The 17598-nt window shown below is 44.1% G+C and carries 12 protein-coding genes; 6 read left to right on the top strand and 6 right to left on the bottom strand.

Annotated features, from left to right (window positions below; all coding sequences use genetic code 11):
* Positions 1-27: 27 nt before the first annotated feature.
* Together fadB and fadA are read left to right on the top strand one after the other, a co-directional pair.
* On the top strand, positions 28-2187 hold the full coding sequence (gene fadB, locus MARME_RS14540) for a fatty acid oxidation complex subunit alpha FadB (RefSeq protein ID WP_013662024.1): 2160 nt from the start codon (positions 28-30) through the stop codon (positions 2185-2187).
* A gap of 28 nt (positions 2188-2215) precedes the next feature.
* Complete coding sequence (gene fadA, locus MARME_RS14535; protein WP_013662023.1) at positions 2216-3394, top strand: acetyl-CoA C-acyltransferase FadA; 1179 nt, start codon at positions 2216-2218, stop codon at positions 3392-3394.
* 64 nt (positions 3395-3458) lie between these two features.
* On the opposite strand, the gene MARME_RS14530 is transcribed toward fadA, so the two are convergent.
* Together MARME_RS14530 and MARME_RS14525 are read right to left on the bottom strand one after the other, a co-directional pair.
* Positions 3459-4673 (bottom strand): multidrug effflux MFS transporter, encoded by a 1215-nt coding sequence (locus tag MARME_RS14530; protein ID WP_013662022.1) that lies wholly within the window; start codon positions 4671-4673, stop codon positions 3459-3461.
* A 32-nt stretch (positions 4674-4705) separates the two neighbouring features.
* A complete protein-coding gene (locus tag MARME_RS14525) occupies positions 4706-5392 on the bottom strand; it encodes a Crp/Fnr family transcriptional regulator (RefSeq protein WP_013662021.1) in 687 nt (228 codons plus the stop codon).
* 251 nt (positions 5393-5643) lie between these two features.
* On the opposite strand from MARME_RS14525, the gene MARME_RS14520 reads away from it, so the two are divergent.
* Together MARME_RS14520 and MARME_RS14515 are read left to right on the top strand one after the other, a co-directional pair.
* Positions 5644-6264: a LysE family translocator gene (locus tag MARME_RS14520; RefSeq protein ID WP_013662019.1), complete on the top strand. Its 621-nt coding sequence runs from the start codon at positions 5644-5646 to the stop codon at positions 6262-6264.
* A 174-nt stretch (positions 6265-6438) separates the two neighbouring features.
* Entirely contained in the window at positions 6439-7893 is a 1455-nt protein-coding gene (locus MARME_RS14515; RefSeq protein ID WP_041647941.1) for a TrkH family potassium uptake protein, read from the top strand.
* A 14-nt stretch (positions 7894-7907) separates the two neighbouring features.
* Here MARME_RS14515 and MARME_RS14510 read toward each other — a convergent pair whose 3' ends face one another.
* On the bottom strand, positions 7908-9578 hold the full coding sequence (locus MARME_RS14510; protein WP_013662017.1) for a glycosyl hydrolase family 79 N-terminal domain-containing protein: 1671 nt from the start codon (positions 9576-9578) through the stop codon (positions 7908-7910).
* Positions 9579-9841: 263 nt separating this feature from the next.
* On the opposite strand from MARME_RS14510, the gene MARME_RS14505 reads away from it, so the two are divergent.
* Positions 9842-11158 carry a DUF3422 domain-containing protein gene (locus MARME_RS14505; protein ID WP_013662016.1) on the top strand — a complete coding sequence of 439 codons (1317 nt, stop codon included), beginning with the start codon at positions 9842-9844 and terminating at the stop codon, positions 11156-11158.
* Positions 11159-11309: 151 nt separating this feature from the next.
* On the top strand, positions 11310-11987 hold the full coding sequence (locus MARME_RS14500; protein ID WP_013662015.1) for an anti-sigma factor: 678 nt from the start codon (positions 11310-11312) through the stop codon (positions 11985-11987).
* Positions 11988-12049: 62 nt separating this feature from the next.
* Here MARME_RS14500 and MARME_RS14495 read toward each other — a convergent pair whose 3' ends face one another.
* From MARME_RS14495 to MARME_RS14485, 3 genes are all read right to left on the bottom strand, one after another.
* The gene (locus MARME_RS14495; RefSeq protein WP_049787830.1) at positions 12050-12907 is read right to left on the bottom strand and encodes a helix-turn-helix domain-containing protein; all 858 of its coding nucleotides are present in this window, start codon (positions 12905-12907) and stop codon (positions 12050-12052) included.
* A 208-nt stretch (positions 12908-13115) separates the two neighbouring features.
* Positions 13116-16223: an efflux RND transporter permease subunit gene (locus MARME_RS14490; RefSeq protein ID WP_013662013.1), complete on the bottom strand. Its 3108-nt coding sequence runs from the start codon at positions 16221-16223 to the stop codon at positions 13116-13118.
* Positions 16220-17362: an efflux RND transporter periplasmic adaptor subunit gene (locus MARME_RS14485; protein ID WP_013662012.1), complete on the bottom strand. Its 1143-nt coding sequence runs from the start codon at positions 17360-17362 to the stop codon at positions 16220-16222. The genes MARME_RS14490 and MARME_RS14485 overlap by 4 nt, the downstream gene beginning before the upstream one ends.
* Between the last annotated feature and the right edge of the window lie 236 nt (positions 17363-17598).

Raw genomic sequence — 17598 nt, 5'->3', positions numbered from 1 at the left:
CGTAAAATAAGAATAACGGAGACCATCATGATCTATGACGGACAAGCTCTCAAGGTGACGAAAGAGGCAGACGGTGTTGCGACGTTAACCTTGGACCTTGCAGGGGATTCGGTAAATAAGTTTAACAGCCTCACGCTTAACGAACTTGCCGAAGCGGTTGACTCACTCAAGCAAGAGCCCGATGTTAAAGGCCTCATCATTAACAGCGCTAAAGATGTATTTGTTGTCGGCGCCGACATCACAGAATTTGTGAACTGGTTCAAACTATCGGACGAAGAGTTGTCAGATAAGTTGCGCGATGCGCATCAGATCTTTTCAGATATATCTAATCTTCCTTTTCCGACGGTTGCTGCAATAAATGGGATTGCTTTAGGCGGAGGGATGGAGCTTTGTCTAGCGTGCGATTACCGAGTTATGGCGCAAAAAGCGAAGATCGGACTGCCTGAAACTCAGCTTGGAATTTACCCTGGTTGGGGTGGAACGGTTCGATTACCTCGTCTGATTGGTGTAGATAACGCTTGTGAATGGATTTGTGGCGGCGCTCAAAAGCGCAGTGAAGATGCGTTGAAGGATGGAGCGGTCGATGCGGTTGTGCCAGTCGAAAAGGTCGTTACGTCAGCGCGACACCTTATCCAGCATGTGATCGATGGGAAGCTCGATGTCATGGCTCGTCGAGAAGAGCTTCGCGCGCCGATGGTATTTTCTCCGATAGAAAAAATGATGGTATTTGAATCCGTGCGTGGCGTGGTCGGAGCCAAAGCGGGTAAACACTACCCAGCGCCGATGGCGGCCATCAAAACGATGGAAAAAAACGTAAGTCAGACTATCGAAAAAGCCTGTGAAACAGAAATCAAAGGTTTTGTTAAAGTGGCAAAAACGCCGGTAGCAAAATCATTGGTTAACCTGTTTTTGAACGATCAATACGTTAAGAAAGCAGCCGGTACTTTCTCCAAAGGAGCGGATCCGGTAAAACAGGCCGCAGTACTTGGTGCGGGTATTATGGGTGGCGGCGTGGCTTATCAGTCTGCCTCAAAAGGCACGCCGATTATAATGAAAGACATACGCTCAGAAGCCTTGGATTTAGGTCTTTCTGAAGCCAATAAGTTGTTTGGCAAGCAAGTAGAGCGCGGTCGCTTAACAAATGAAAAATCGATGAAGGCACTTAACAGTATTGTTCCCGCGTTAAGTTACGGTGAATTTGAAGGTGTCGATCTTGTCGTTGAAGCCGTCGTTGAAAATGTCAATGTTAAAAAGTCTGTCTTAGCCGAAACTGAAAATCATATCCGTGATGATGCTGTATTGGCATCAAATACCTCGACTATCTCCATTACCGAATTATCGAAAGCGCTAAAACGGCCAGAAAATTTCTGTGGAATGCACTTTTTTAACCCAGTGCACCGCATGCCATTGGTGGAAGTGATACGTGGTGAAAAATCCAGTGATGAAGCCGTTGCGAAAACGGTCGCTTACGCACAAGCAATGGGGAAAACGCCTATTGTTGTTAACGACTGCCCTGGGTTCTTAGTAAACCGCGTACTGTTTCCTTACTTCGCTGGCTTCTCTCTCATGATGAAAGAGGGCGCAGACTTTCAGAAAATTGATAAGGTGATGGAGCGGTTTGGTTGGCCGATGGGGCCAGCCTATTTGATTGATGTCGTCGGTATTGATACGGCGTATCACGCAGATCAAGTCATGGCAGACGGTTTTCCAGATCGTATGACTCATGATGGTAAGAATGCCATTGATAAACTGTTTGAAGTAGAGCGATTCGGCCAGAAAAATGAAAAAGGTTTCTATCGTTATGAGCAGGATCGCAAGGGCAAACCGAAGAAGATCTATGACCCAGAGATTACGACGTTATTAGCGGAAACAGTCGACGCAGCCGGAACAAACGGCGAACTAAGCGACGAGGACATCATTGCAAGGATGATGATTCCACTTTGTATTGAAACGGTTCGATGTGTTGAGGAAGGGATTGTGAGCTCTCCAGCAGAAGCAGACATGGGACTTATTTATGGTATTGGTTTCCCTCCATACCTTGGTGGTGCATTGCATTATCTCGATCAAATGGGATTAAAGGCGTTCTGCGATTTAGCAGATAAATACAGCCATTTAGGTAAATTGTACCAGCCAACAGCGCGCATGCGGGAAATGGCCGATAACAACGAAACCTATTTTCAAGCATAAGCCCCTTGGCGAGATAAGGAGACAAGCAATGAAACTGAATCCAAATGACGTTGTAATTATTGACGCTGTTCGATCACCAATGGGCAAGTCAAAAAATGGCGTATTTCGTAATGTACGAGCAGAAAACCTGTCAGCAGCCCTAGTAAAGGCGCTGTTTAAACGTAATCCTGATGTAAGCCCTAATGATGTCGAAGACTTAATTTGGGGTTGTGTTAACCAAACATTGGAGCAGGGCTTTAATGTCGCCAGAGCCGTTGCGTTACTTGGCGGGTTACCTGTTACATCCGCTGCGCAAACGGTAAACCGCTTATGCGGCTCATCGATGTCTGCCATTCATACTGCGGCTCAGGCCATTATGACAGGACAGGGTGATGTGTTTGTGGTTGGTGGTGTTGAGCACATGGGACATGTTCCTATGATGCACGGGGTTGATGTGAATCCAGCCTTGTCAAAGCACATGGCAAAAGCCTCTATGATGATGGGGGTAACGGCTGAAATGCTCGGGAAAATGCACGGTATTAGCCGAGAGGCGCAAGATGAGTTCGCTGTTCGCTCGCATCAACGTGCTCACCTTGCGAGTATTGAAGGGCGTTTTGCGAATGAAACGGTTTCTATAGAAGGGCACGACGCAGAGGGAAATAAAGTGCTGGTTGAAGTGGATGAAGTTATTCGCCCTGAAACCACAATGGAGACATTAGCCACATTGAAGCCCGTGTTCATGCCTAAAGTCGGTACGGTCACTGCGGGTACATCGTCGGCCCTATCGGATGGCGCGTCAGCCATGCTTATGATGTCAGCTGCAAAAGCCGAAGCGCTTGGTTTGAAACCCATTGCTAAGGTTCGAAGTATGGCGGTTGCGGGTTGTGACCCCGCTATTATGGGATATGGCCCAGTTCCAGCGACAAAGAAAGCGTTAAAACGTGCAGGATTGAGTATAGAAGATATCGACCTTGTTGAATTGAATGAAGCCTTTGCCGCGCAGTCTCTACCTGTTATGAAAGACTTGAAGCTACTTAATGTAGCGGATGAAAAAGTAAACCTGAACGGCGGCGCGATCGCTCTAGGTCATCCATTAGGTTGCTCAGGCGCTAGGATCTCAACAACCTTACTGCATGGAATGCAGCATAAAGATGTCAATTTAGGTCTTGCTACCATGTGTATTGGTATGGGGCAGGGGATTGCGACTGTATTTGAGCGATTAAATTGATAAAATAAAATCGGATGAAATATAAAGCATCGAATGAAAAGCCCCAATTGGGGCTTTTTTCGTTTTAGGCTTTAACGAGCTGACTCTTTCTCGTTAAGGTCAACATAACAAAGATCAAGGAAACCAAACTGCAGAAAGTCATCGCTAAGATCATTGGTAGAGGCTCTTCATTCATATAAGGGCCTAAAAGAGCGACAAACGTAGGGCCAACAGCAATTTGCAATGTACCCAATAGAGCAGAAGCCGTTCCCGCGATATGACCGTGGCTTTCCATCGCTAGAATGGACGTTGTTGGAATAACCAGAGCCACCGCGCCACTTGCAATCATATATAAGCCCATAAAGAAAAACAGTGAATCGATTCCTGCAAGGTAACCAAATGCCATTGCCGACATGGTCAATGTACTGGTCCAAATACCAAATTTAATAATGGTCTCAATACCAAATCGTTGACACAGCTTTGCATTCATTTGAGCAGAGAAGAAAAACACCGCAGCGTTAAGACCAAACGCAATACCATATTGTGTTTCGGTCAAATTGTAATGCTCAATCAAGACAAAGGGAGAGTTAGCCAGATACACAAAGAAGTTGGCTAGAGCGAAACTACTAGCAAGTACAATTCCCATGTATTTAGGGTCATTTAATAAAATCAGATAAGCGTTTAAGGTGCTGCCTTGGTGCGGTGTAGCGTCGCGCTTAACCTTTGGATAGCTTTCTTTTAATCCAAAGTAGATCAAAACCAATCCTAGACCAGCGCAGATTGCAATGATCGTGAAAACGCTGCGCCATCCAGATAGTGCGATAACACTGCTTCCGACAAGCGGGGCCAGTATAGGTGACACGCCGAATACCAACATGAGTAATGACATCATTTTTGTTGCTTCAACGCCAGTGTAAAGGTCTCGGACTACAGCGCGAGCAACCACAATACCAGCAGCGGCACCGATGCCTTGAAGGAATCTAAATACGATGAGCATGTCGAGAGACACTGCGTAGACGCAACCAACCGTGGAAAGGAAAAAGACAGCCATTCCGAAATACAGGGGTGGCTTTCGGCCGACTTTATCTGAGATCGGACCGTAGAACAGCTGTGATACACTTTGAGCGATTAAGAATGCGGTCAAACTCAATTGCACTTCTTGAATACCGACGTTAAAGGTTTGGCCAATTTTAGGTAATGCTGGCAAATACATATCGATTGCGAATGGTCCGATTGCCGATAATAGACCGAGTATTATGGCGACTCGGTAGAAACCTGCCTTGTTTGCTTCAGTACTCATAAATTCTCTCAAATAGTATTTTAATGACTCTTTTACAGCTCGGTGCGAGTGATACTCGACGGTGACAGCCTCTTTAAGTCAATCACCTCAAGGTGTTTCGCTTTCACTTTAATTGTGTGTTCGTTTACTAATTGCTTAATAACGCGATTTAATTGTCTTATTGAAATACCCAGCAAGTTCCCCAATTCCTCTCGATTTTCGAGTTTGAAATGTAAGCCTTCTGAGTTCACTTTCGATCTTAAATAGCGTTTTACTTTCTCGTATGCCGTATTACCCGCTCGCGGTTGAAATAAGCTCGATCGGTGGAGCTTTTCACTGAGCTGAGTACAGACAAATCGTAGAAAGCGTGGATCGTTTAATGCGTATGTCTTTGTTATCTCAATGGGCATGCCCAAAAGTAACGTGGGTTCAACGGTAAAAGCATTGCAGTAGCTCACGCCAAATTCACCGTTAAAGAGCTCAACTTCGCCAATCAATGCCGCTCTTGATTCAAATGCGAACACGGCTTGTCTGCCTTCTGCATCAATTTGATCAATAAGTACTTTGCCCTCCACGAGAAAATACACGTAATCTAATCGCTGGCCTTGTATAAAAACCTGTTGATTGGCAGAAAACTCAAATAGAACGAGAGACTCTATCGCTCGCGTTGGCAGAAATGTATCAAGTTTGTGTTCCGTAATGAACTGAGCTCTTAGTAACGCTTTGTCTGAGCGCTTCAATGAACACCTCATTTTCAAAAACTGTGCACATTGTAACCTCGTAATGTGAGGAAAAAAGGACAAATGACCATATTTGCATTTTTCTCCTTTTTTCACTTTTGAGACGAAATCGTGGGTACAGAAATGAATTTTTTTCCGACGAGTCTGCATCTTTATGGTTCAAACGGAACAGCATAAACTGACTTCGACCTCTCTAAAAAAAAAGTTAAAAAAGAAAAGTTAAAAAAGAAAAATCACCAAAAGGAGTACTCATGATGGATATTGTGAATTACGGGATGATTCTCGCTGCGGCGGTTGTAGCCATTGCAAGCCCTGGCCCTGCAACATTAGCGATTGCAGGAGCGTCAATGAGTCAGGGAAGAGGTTATGGGTTTGCGTTAGCGGCGGGTGTCTTAACGGGCTCGTATTGTTGGTCGATGTTAGCGGCTTTCGGTCTTGCTTCAATTATGTATACGCACGCGTGGCTTTTCGAACTAATTAAATATGTGGGAGCCTGTTACCTTCTATTTTTGGCTTATAAGTCAATACACTCAGCGGTGAAACCTCAGAAGAGTTCCGTGACGCCTACACACATCGTCAGTAAAACGCGTGCTTATGCTAAAGGTGTTTTAATTCATTTGACCAACCCAAAAGCGATTTTATTTTTCGGCGCACTGTATTCCATGGGAATGCCGCATGATGCGACGATGTTAGATGTTTTTTCTGTTATCGCGCTTGTTGGATTCGTTAGTTCTACGATTTTTTTCGGGTATGCCGTCTTGTTTTCAAGCTCGAAAGCAAGGCATGTTTATCTAAAGTCTCGCCGCGTATTTGAATCTGCTTTTTCGATTTTCTTTAGCGTGGCCGCTTGGAAGGTTTTAACCAGTAAATAAATCCATCTACCCAACATATCTATGGCGCTGAAAATTTAGTCTGTTTAAAATACGATAAGACCTTTGCGCTACGGGAGCTCTCCTTACACGGTGTTGTGCTGTCGTACAAAGGTTTCACTATTTTGGTCTATCGAGTTGATAGGCTAAGCCGCCAGATTGATAAAGTGACGTAGTATGCTTAGAGTTCCGTTATTGTTGAGGTTGCTCGCCATGCCGCTATTGTGGATGGGGATTGTTCAATTATCATTTGCGGAGCTGTCGTACTTCTTTTTCAAAGATAACGTTGGTGATGCGTTCTTTGAAAGCGCAGCGGTAGTGACTTTATTGGCAACGTTTTTTTTATTGTACATGCGGCGCTTTCCATTCAATGCGGTTTCCACCAAAGAAGCGATTCTATTTGCTGTATTAACCTGGTTTACCGTTGGCTTTCTCGGTGCTGTTCCTATCTTTATTATCACGGGCGTCAGTTGGACTGATGCCGTTTTTGAGTCGATAAGTGCCTTAACCACAACGGGAGCGACAGTTCTGAGTGGTTTAGATTATATGCCTAAAACCTTCCTTCTATACCGTCAGTTTCTTCAATGGATGGGGGGACTTGGTGTCGTGATCTTTGTTGTTGCGGTGTTGCCTATGCTGAACGTAGGCGGAATGAAGCTCTTAAAAGCGGAAACACCAGGGCCGATGAAAGATGACAAACTATCCCCTAGAATAAAAAACAGCGCTGACCGCCTGTGGTATGTCTATCTTGCGTTAACGTTGATTTGTGCCTTAGCGTATTGGCTGGGTGGTATGTCGGCATACGATGCGATAGCCCATAGTCTCGCGACCATTTCAACAGGTGGTTTCTCGACGCACGATTCAAGCATGGGTTATTTTGATAGCTCACTTTTACTCTGGCTCTGTAACTTTTTTATGATTGCTGGGGCGATTAGCTTTGCGTTGCATTACCGTGTGTTTAAAGCGAAACGTTTTAAGCAATACATTAAGGACGAAGAATGCTTGTTCTTTCTTTGGATTATTTTAGCCTTCTCTCTTGTTGCGGCGGGCGTGCTTTATTTTAGTGGGTACCATCACTCGGTATATGAGGCAATTTCCCAAGCCACATTCCATGTCATTTCGTTTATTACCAGTACCGGCTTTGGTGCCGGCGATTTCTCCTCTTGGCCGATGTCATTAATGTTGCTACTGATTGTGGTCGGTTATATAGGAGGGTGTGCTGGCTCGACGGCGGGCGGTAATAAAGTGATTCGAAGTGTTATCGCGTTCCGTACTCTTGTGATCGAATTAAAGCAGATGGTACATCCCAACGCCGTGTTTGTTTTGAAGTATCAAAAAAGGCCAGTGGCAGATCAAATTCGTAACAGTATTATTGCGTTTATGTGGCTGGTATTTGTGACCAGCATCATTTTCACTTTTTTGGTGATGCTGACAGGCGAAGATTTTGTGACGTCTTTTAGTGCTGTTTCCGCGTGTGTAAACGTATTGGGCCCAGGTTTTGGCGACATAAGCAGTAATTTCGCACCACTCAATAGCTTTGCGAAGTGGCTACTTTCGTTCGCGATGGTATTCGGACGTCTCGAATACTTTACGGTTATTGTATTGCTCACACCGTATTTGTGGCGTAGCTAATGAGCTATATGTTATTAATCTTCATTGGTGTTTTGTGCATCCGATGCTAATGAAATAACGTTAATTGGTGCAGGTGCAGGAACTGTATCAGGTTTGATTTCTTCATCTGGGTAAAGTGGTATGACGTTATTAATTTTGGCGGGTGTAGGTTGAGCTGAGTACACTTCATTGCTTGGGCTATTATTCGTTTCTTTTAGTGTCGTTTGGTGTTCGAAACACCAAAAATTAATGCTGTAAGGGCTGACTAAGTTTAACTTCGAAAGCTTTGGGAAGTCCCGTAACTTAACTTTTCCGTTATTAAATTTGGGCTTGGCGCCGTTAATACGAACTTTTTTGGATGTTAGCGATGCGGCGGTGATTTCGAATCGCTTTTTTTTGGCTCCAAAATTGTGGCAGAGTATACGCTTGGGTTTAGATGTCATATTTATGATGAGCAAGGTGCATTTGCCCTCTTTTTTCCCGCTGTGACAATAGGCCTGAATATCAGGGTCGAAACATTCAACCTGGTATACCTCTTGCCCCATTAATTTCCCCCAAAGCCAACTTACCCAATAATCTGGGTTGGGTTTGAGCGTTTTGCGGTTGATAAGAGCGTAATCACCGCCTATCAGACTTTGGCGTACCATGGTCGTTTGACCAAGCAGCGCACCTCTCCCTAACTGGTCTGCCCACCAAAAACAGGATGCAAAGCGGTCAGACAATTTAGCTTGGCCGCCGCATTGGGCAGATCCAGTTTCGCCAGTCCAAAGCGTGGCGCTAGGCTGGTGTTTGTTACGCCATCGAGATAGTTGGCGAGCGTATTGCTCAAAGTCGTCTAATGACGACGGAGCAATGACTTTTTCTAACGTCGCGGTTCGTGTCCGCACAGGGGAACGTTTGCTTTGAAATGGGTAATAATGCCAATCGATTATGTCTAATCGTTCTTCCATATTGGCAAGAAGATGTGTCGTAATATTGGAAAAGGGGCGAATTGTTTCGCCTAGTTTTGGCCAAAATGCACTGCCAGGACCTGCGATACGAGAATCTGGAGACACCATTCTGACCAGACGACAAAATCGGTCGTAGTCTTTAGCAAGCTTGTTGGCAGAAGGTTGGGAACGAATACCATGGAACGCCCAATATGCATTCAGTTCGTTACCCAGTTCACAGACATCAATTTTATAGCCCTTCTGACGACAATATTGCAATAAGCCTTGAGTTTCTTCAGGCAACCAGTCGCCATGTTGCTTACGGTTAAAGAGACCATATTTAAACGTGAACATAAAGCCGAGTTGGTTACGCTCTACAAATTGATGCAGTGCATCCCATATTTGTTGGGTAATGATTAGAGGGGCTGGATCTGAAGGCGTGCGGCTAGTTGTAAAATAATGTACTTTATCGGCTTCTGATCCACCTACTCTCAGGTAAGCTGGTCCCAAAGCTTGAACCAATAAATCCAGCTTTTTTTGGTTCAAGTCGATGGGAGGGATGCGCTCCGTACCCAATCCATCTTTTGTTTTTTGGCTGCCTTCCCACCAAAAACCACCCGCCACAACCGAAATGTCAATCGAGAATGACAGGTATCTTTCTTCCACTCTCTGGACGGGGGTTAACGATTTTAATGTGACAATGGCGGTCTTATTCGGTCGGTTAAACTTGCTTAGTTTGCTCTGTGCTGGCTTGCGTCTAAGTCTCAATGAAAGCAAAAGACATTCTCCTTATAACTAGGCCGAAGGCCCTTCTTTTTAATTGCATGACAAGCGACTTATTCGTGATTTATCAAAGCTAATTTTTTTGATCAGCGTGCTTTTATAGATAAAATCTACCTTCTCAGAAAAATATGACAGCGAAATGACGCTTTTATGAGAGTAATCACGCTGCAATAGTGCACTTGTGTTTGAATTTTTTCCAAAAGATAGGCATAAATAACATTATTTTTAACGATTCTGAGACGTCACGACGCAAAAAAATGACAACAACAAATCCTTACCAGCTCTCTATACATCCTCAGCGAGACGCGCTTTATGCCGAACTTCATTCAAGACAATTTCAGGTTATTAAAAGCCCGTCGCGTGTTAGTTATCTGGCTATTATGTTGGATTCGGAAGGAAAATTAGCAGACTTTTTGCATTTCTGTGATTTGTTTCGCCGCTATGGATTGGTTCCACCGGCAGAGGATGGAGCCTGTCTAGAGTTTGAAGTAAATGACATTCGTATAAGGCGAGAAACTCACTCAGAGTTTGTGTCTTATCTTGTGATTAATGAAGGCGGGCCTTTTTTAAGGGACCCTTTTGCAACCACGTCGCTGCAAACTCTCCCGCCAAATTGGGTTGCTAATATGGTGGGTGTTGTGGTCGCGGCATTCCATCTTGCGGTTGAAGATGCGCGCGAACAAGTTGAACCCGAATTGGCCGAAGTAAAATCTTTCTTTGAAGGCATGCGACTTGTCGGTAGTCAGCCGCAAAGTGGCGATGCTCAGCTCTGGACAAGTTTTCAATTACACAGTGATGGCTGTGGGCGTTTTCTTGTCTACAACCGTAATATGAGTGACAGCCAATTAGGTCGTATGGTTCGAAGAATCATAGAGATCGAATCATATCGTCTGATAGCGCTGCTCGGTTTGCCCATGGCAAGAGAGTACAGTCGACAATTGAGTTCAATGGACGACAAGCTTGCTTCAATGACGTCATTATTAAGTGAGAACACACTGAAACAAGATGAACCTGAATTACTTGCAAAGCTCATCGATATGGCCGCGTGGGTTGAAGATGCCCGAGCAAAATGCACGTACCGTTTCAGTGCGACCATTGCGTATCATGAGCTTGTTCTCAAAAGGCTGCAAGAGCTCAAAGAAGACGAAGTATCGGGACATCTGACGCTCACTGAATTTATGACGCGTCGTTTAACGCCTGCGGTTCGAACGTGTAAAACGACAAATGAACACCTAGAGAGCTTATCAACGCGAATCGACCGTGTTTCCGACATGATGCGAACCAAGGTTGAAATGTCGATTCAGGCGCAGAATCAACACTTACTTGCATCAATGGATCGGCGTTCTAAAATACAACTTGCGATGCAACATACAGTAGAAGGCTTATCCGTTGCCGCTATAAGTTATTACAGCGTTGGGCTAGTAAAGCATTTAATAGAGGCCGTTTACGAACAAGGTGTTAGTTTTGATAAAAGTCTTGTTGTTGGTCTGTCTGTACCATTGATTGTTGGTGGTGTATGGTTTACTACTAGAAGAATACACAAAGGGTTCCTCAAGTTAGCAAAAGGCCAATAAATAAGCCCGAACTAAGCCTGAAGGACGTTGCGATTACAACAACATGTCTCAATGTATTGGTGACCGTTTTATTTGCAACCGACTTATGACATTTTGCAGCTTGAATTCGAATAATAAAATCCAACAGGGCGCAATAACAGGTCATTAGCCTATGAATAATGATAAAAAACACAAGGACAGTCTTCTTGCCGCTGAGTACGCAGCGGGGATCTTATCAGCCTCAGACGCTCAGGAGTTCGAACGCCGCTTGTCGACGGATAGCGCGCTGACTGGCGAATATGAGTACTGGGTAGAGCGTTTAGGCGAGCTGTCGAGTCAATCACCAGAATCCATGTCACCTACGGTTTGGCGAGCATTGATTCGTAAAGCCATTGAAGACGATGATAAAGTCAATGTGCTGCCTAGGACGCGTTTCAAAAAACGCTTTACTTGGTTAGCGCTTATGGTGTTTTTCATTACGTGCGCCATTTGGTTGGTGTCTCCCACTCAATTTAAAGCTAAGTATCAAACACAAATTGTTGCGATAGAAGAAGGTATCAAATTAAACGTTCAGTTTGACGATGTGACAGACCGCATTCGAATATCGCCTATTGAAGGCCGTATCGCTGACAACAAAGATCTTGAGTTGTGGGCGATTGTTGGACGAGATGAACCAGTTTCTTTAGGTGTAACGGATCTATCAGAGACTCAGATCAAAGCGATTGATCCAGCGATTGTAAATAGTATCAGTGTATTACGTGTCATTATAACCGAAGAAGCGAAAGGTGGCTCTCGTTCGGGCGTACCCAGTGGAGAGTTAATGGCGGTAGGATACGTGCAACCTAGATAATGCTTTTCCCTATATAGAACAGATACGGTGGTGATTAGAACAGTTACCACCGTAAATGACGGTTACGATACAATGGGAATTTGAAACGAAAATGTAACGCCGCCCGTTTGACTCAGTTCGATGCTTCGAACCATTTCTACAAAGAACGCGTGTGCATTAATTTTGAGCTTTTTCTTCTCCGCAAGGTTAAACAAGTGTTCAAGTGCTGTTAAATAGCCTACATCTCCTGTTATATACACGTCGCTGCAAAAATAAAGCCCCTCAGGGATAAAGAAATCATACTCTTGTACATCGCTTTGCCAGTCTCCTATTGTCGTATGAATTTCACTCCAACTGTTTTCCAATTGATCTATTGGTGTTGCACCGAGTAGTCGTGTTGATCGGGCCCCATAAGTTGCAAAAATAGCATCCCAATCCGTGTTACTAAGCCATACTTTTTTAACCCCTCTTGGAGGGTACCAGATTAACTCAGTTGTCATAAACTGTGCTAACTCTTGTTCCAGAGACGTATTTCTTCCAGGGTGCGCAAGTTGGTTTAAAAACGTTGTGGTTTCTTTCGGTGTTGAGTTTTTTCCCATGCCTTGGATGTGTTTCGCTGTTACACCCAGTTCTCGCTTGAGTGCTTTTCCAAGTGCTTGCGAAGACGAAAAACCGCACTTTTGCGCGACATTTGTGATGTTTATTGAAGTATCGCTCATCAATAGATTTACTGCGATTTGAAGCCGCAGTCTATTCATATATTGTCCGGGTGTTTCGTTAAAAAACTCTGTAAATTGGCGATGGAAATGATAAGGAGAGATTGAACAATGAGTGGCGATTTGTTCCCAAGACATATGCTCTTCAAAGCTTTCATACATCAGATGTAACGCTTGTTCAAATCGTTTTCGACGATGCTTAGGTAGCCTATTAAGTAGTGCCATCTCTGGCACTAAGAGGGCAGGAATGTTGATACTTGTCTCTTTACCGAAGTAGGTCACAAAGGAAAGCTCATAAGATAAAGTAAGAAACAGTATCGGATGTTGAGAGAGTTAAATCAATTTAATCACTGTATTTCGCATCACACTCTTATTTTGCACCGCGCTCTTAGTGGGTAAAAGCGCGGTGCAAGAGTGCAACCTTTGTTACCGATTAAGCGTTTTTCAACGAGCCCTCTGTGCGTGGCTCTGACATTTTTCTCGACGTTAACCCTAGCAAAATGGGAATTAATATAAGCGTTACTGTGGTAGCGAAGAGTTCACCGAATACGAGTGACACTGCCGCAGGTTTTAAATATTGCGCTTGTTCCGCACTTTCGCTTAGCAACGGCAAAAGCCCGCATACCGTGGTTATGGTGGTTAAGAAAATGGCGCGAAAACGACTGGTTCCTGTGGTGATTAATGCCTGCTTAAGTGGCATTCCTGAACGAAACTCGCTGTTAAATCGTGTGATCAATACCAGAGAATCGTTGATGACAATCCCTGTCATCGCCATCATCCCGAACATAGACAATAAGCTTATGGGCAAATCCATAATGTAATGGCCAAATATCGAACCCGCAAAACCAAACGGAATAACCGCCATTATAATAAAAGGTTGCCAATAGGATTTTAGCGGCACCGCAAGCAAAATATATATGAACAAAATCGTTAGGATCATTGCCGATTTAAAGCCGCTTGATACTTCACCAATCTCTTCAAATTCACCACCTGCTCGTATATTTACATTTGGGTATTCGTGTTGGAGGGCATGAATCGTATCTTGCAACTGTGCCATGGTTTGTTCAGGAGGCTGAATAGAGCGATTTTGCTTCCAATACACATTGATCACCTGATCTCGGTTACGGCGATAAACAACTTGCGGCTCTTGTTCGAGTTTTAGTTCTGCTATATCGCCCAATACAACTTGTTTTCCTTCGGAAAGCATCACACTGGCGTGCTTTAGTTGTGCAAGGCTCATTCTGTCTTTACGCGGATATTGCAGTAACACTTTGGTTTCTTGGCCTTGTTCAAGCAATCGATGAATCGCTCGCTCCCCGAATGCTTCCCCTGCTAAACGGGCTAACGCGCTTTGAGTCAGCCCTAATTGTTGACCGTATTCATTCAGCAATAAACGAACCTGAAGCTGTCCATCTTTGCCGTTATTATAGACATCTGCAACACCTGGTAGTATCGACAAGGCTTGCGAAAGCCGAGTGCTAACGCGTTTCGCTAACTCTCTATCGGCTGAGGTGACAGACAGAAAGGTTTTGCCAGCAGGAGAGTCGCCGGAGCTGAACTGCACTGAATAGGCTCCTTCAATACTGCCTGTGTGCTGGCGCCATCTGTCGATTAATAAATTACCCGGGATTTTACGCAGTGCTTCACTGGTCAGCTCTGCTGTTATTTCAATATCTCCATAGCCATCCGACCAAGAGAGTAGATTTTTAACAGGGTCTTCTGTGAGGGAGAAACGCTTAACGAGTGATTGCTCTACTTTTTCCATAGATTGTTCAATTTGATACAATGCACTTTTTTGGAGAGGAAGTGGTGCATTGTCTTCTAATGAAACTTTTGCGGTTAGGTAGCGGCCGGGAATTTCAGGAAAGAGAGCGCTTCGAATACTGCCCGTTGACCACATACCGTAAGCCAGAACAATAAAAGCAATAAAGCCAAGTAAAGTGGCGAATTTAAACTTTAACGCTGTCTCCAGTGTTTGTTGGTAAATCTTGAGGTTAAACCAAGTTAGCCCAGATTGAGCAATGGATTGTATTTTTCCTATCCAACCTTGAGGTTCTGAAGAGAAGCGGCTTTGGGCAAGGTGAGAAGGGAGTATAAATTTACTCTCTATCAGAGAAAATATCAGGGCGAAAATAACAACTGCCGAAAACCCTGCCAATACTTTTGCTAGATCATTGTTAATCCATAGCATGGGTGAAAAGGCGGCAATGGTGGTCAATACACCAAAAATGGTAGCAACTGAGACTGAATGTACGCCTTTCCAAGCTGCAAGTCGGCCGTTTTTTTTGTGATCGTCTGTAGAGCGAAGAAGGCTTTTTTGTTCGTGAATTGCTTCGCCCACTACAACGGCATCGTCAACAAGAATGCCCAGAACGAGGATAAAACCAAATAACGTAATATCGTTGATACTGTAATGAGTAAGATTCATCGCGGCAAGTGTTCCTGCAATAGCGACAGGTATGCCCGCAGCTACCCAAAATGCCAGTTTTAGGTTTAGAAATAAGCCTAGTAAAACGATGACAATTATGAGCCCTTGCCAGGCGTTATCGCCCAATCTAAACAATTGATCTTCAATATAGGGCGCCATATCGGCCAGTGTCGTTAATTGAATGTCGTTGGGTAAAATTCGCCGTTGTTCTGAGAGCGTATCGGCAATTGCGTCACTGACTTTTAGTAGGTTATCGGTTTGACTGGTGCTGATTAGTAGCGCAATTGCGTTGATTCCATTGTTACGAACGATTGATCCACTTTGCTCAAATCCGCGATGTATGGTTGCAACGTCATGCAAATGAATGGTTCCTGACGGGCCTGATAATACGACTAACTGACCGAGTTTTTGAAGATTGTCAGCGTAGCCGTCACCTCGTACCATAATACGACCTTTGTCGCTCACTAATTCTCCTGTTTTAAACTCTAACGACATTTTTTCAATGGCGGATGCCAAATACTCTAAGTTCATTCCTAATTCTTTTAGATGATCTGAATTGGGTTGGATCACCAGTTGTGATTTTCGATGTCCCCAATTTTCGACATTGGAAATGTTAGGTTGTTTTCTAAGGGCTTGCTCTACTTGTAATGCGATGGGTTGTAACTGATCGTCGCTTCTGGCACCAGATATCACAACAAAGGCAGCCAAATTTGTAAATGCTTCTCGGGTAATTTGAGGTTTTTCCGCTAGAACGGGGAAATTGCTAATGGCATTTACATTGTTCTTTACGTCCTCCAATAGCTGATCTAAATCTGCGCGGTTGGTTTTTCGTACAACCACGCTTGCCATACCTGCACGGGATTGGCTGATGATTTGTTTTATTCCAGCCACTCCGCTAATGGATTCTTCTATTCGTTGGGTGACGCTCTCGTCAATTTGTTTCGCCGTGCCTCCAGGGTAGGCAACGTTTATGACTAAAGCAGATGGTGCGATTTGAGGGAAGGATTCAACCCTAAGTTGACTGATCGCCATCACACCGCTGCTTAAAATAGCAAGCATAAGTAAATTTGCCCCGACGGGATTGTGGATGAACCACTTTGTTAACCAATTCATTCCGTCTTCTCCGTTGACAATGTGGCGTTAAGTGGTTGAGGGGACACTTGTTTGCCCGGCAGCATAGAGATAAGAGGGTAAACAACGACGTCACGAGTAGCATTGCTGTTGTTGTCGAAACGGACGAAAATTTGATTTTCTCTTTGCTCAATGAGGGTTACTTTCTCTTGGTTAAGGCGGTTATTTTCATTAAGAGTCCAAATAAAGCCGTCTCGTGTCAGACTACTAATAGGCAAAGCAACGATGTTGGGTTGCTCGCTTAAATTCAGTGTGACTTTGACTTGTTGGTTTGCAAGTAAGGGCTTATTGCTTTGGTATGGTTGTGTTACCGAAAGGGTAATCTGTCGTTGTCGAGTGATTGGGTCAACTTCAGGAGAGATAAAGCGCAGGTGTGCTGGCCATTGGTTACCTGCGCGATCGTTGACGGTTATTTGGTTGGTTTTAAGTGCCTGCTGTGCTTTGCGCCAGTTCAATTCAGAAATAGGAAGTGTAATATTCAAAGAATCACTGGATGCTAGTTCAAACAAAATTTGTCCAGCTTCCAACCATTCGCCTGGGCTAACATATCTATGGGTAATAATCGCATCGAATGGCGCAACAATCGTCGCTTCTTCGAACGACTTTTTGGCGCTGGCATAAAAATACTCTGAGCGGCTAAGCTCAGCTTTAGCCGCAGAAATTTGAGGTTCAAGTCGAGCAAATGGAGAGCTTTTTTGTGACTTTCGTGTTTTTAAAATGACCGCTTGTTGGTGTTGTGTTTTTTCAAGGTTCAGTTTGGATTGTGCTAGTTCACTTTTTGCTTGCGCTAAATTGGATGCAAGATTAGACGTATCAAGACGAACCAGAGGCGTTCCTTTTTTAACGAGCTGACCGGGTTCCAGTAACGGATCCAGCCAAATAAGCTGAGCGTTGCTTGTGGCTTTTATTTTTACAGGCCAACGCTTCGCCGTTGTTGCTAGCAGTGACAAATGTGATCTGTGGTAAGTTGGAACCGCTGACAAAACCGTTGTCGGAGGAAGTGAATTAGCAGATGCCTCTTTTTTGGGAGAGGATTTGGGTTCCAGCTCGTCAACGACAATGACAGCTAAAAGAATAGCACCGACTCCTGCGATGATTGCGAGTACGTTCTTTAACTTCATAATACTCTTCTACCTCAAATTAACGACTAAATAAACAGTACATAAGTGAGTTGAAGTATCTCTAAAAGGAAGGAAAAAGAAGTGTCCCAAATTGCTATTTGCGCAAAAAACCTTAGGAGTAGTAGGGCGTAGACTGAGAATTATCAGAGCGTCAGTAATTAATGAAGAGTCATTAACGACGACCAGTAACAAAAAAATTATTAGAAGAGATTTGGGTTTACCCCGTTAAGGGCAAA

Source organism: Marinomonas mediterranea MMB-1 (assembly GCF_000192865.1).
Classification (GTDB): domain Bacteria; phylum Pseudomonadota; class Gammaproteobacteria; order Pseudomonadales; family Marinomonadaceae; genus Marinomonas; species Marinomonas mediterranea.
Note: the sequence above shows the minus strand (reverse complement) of the source record. Positions and strands in the feature narration are given on the sequence as shown.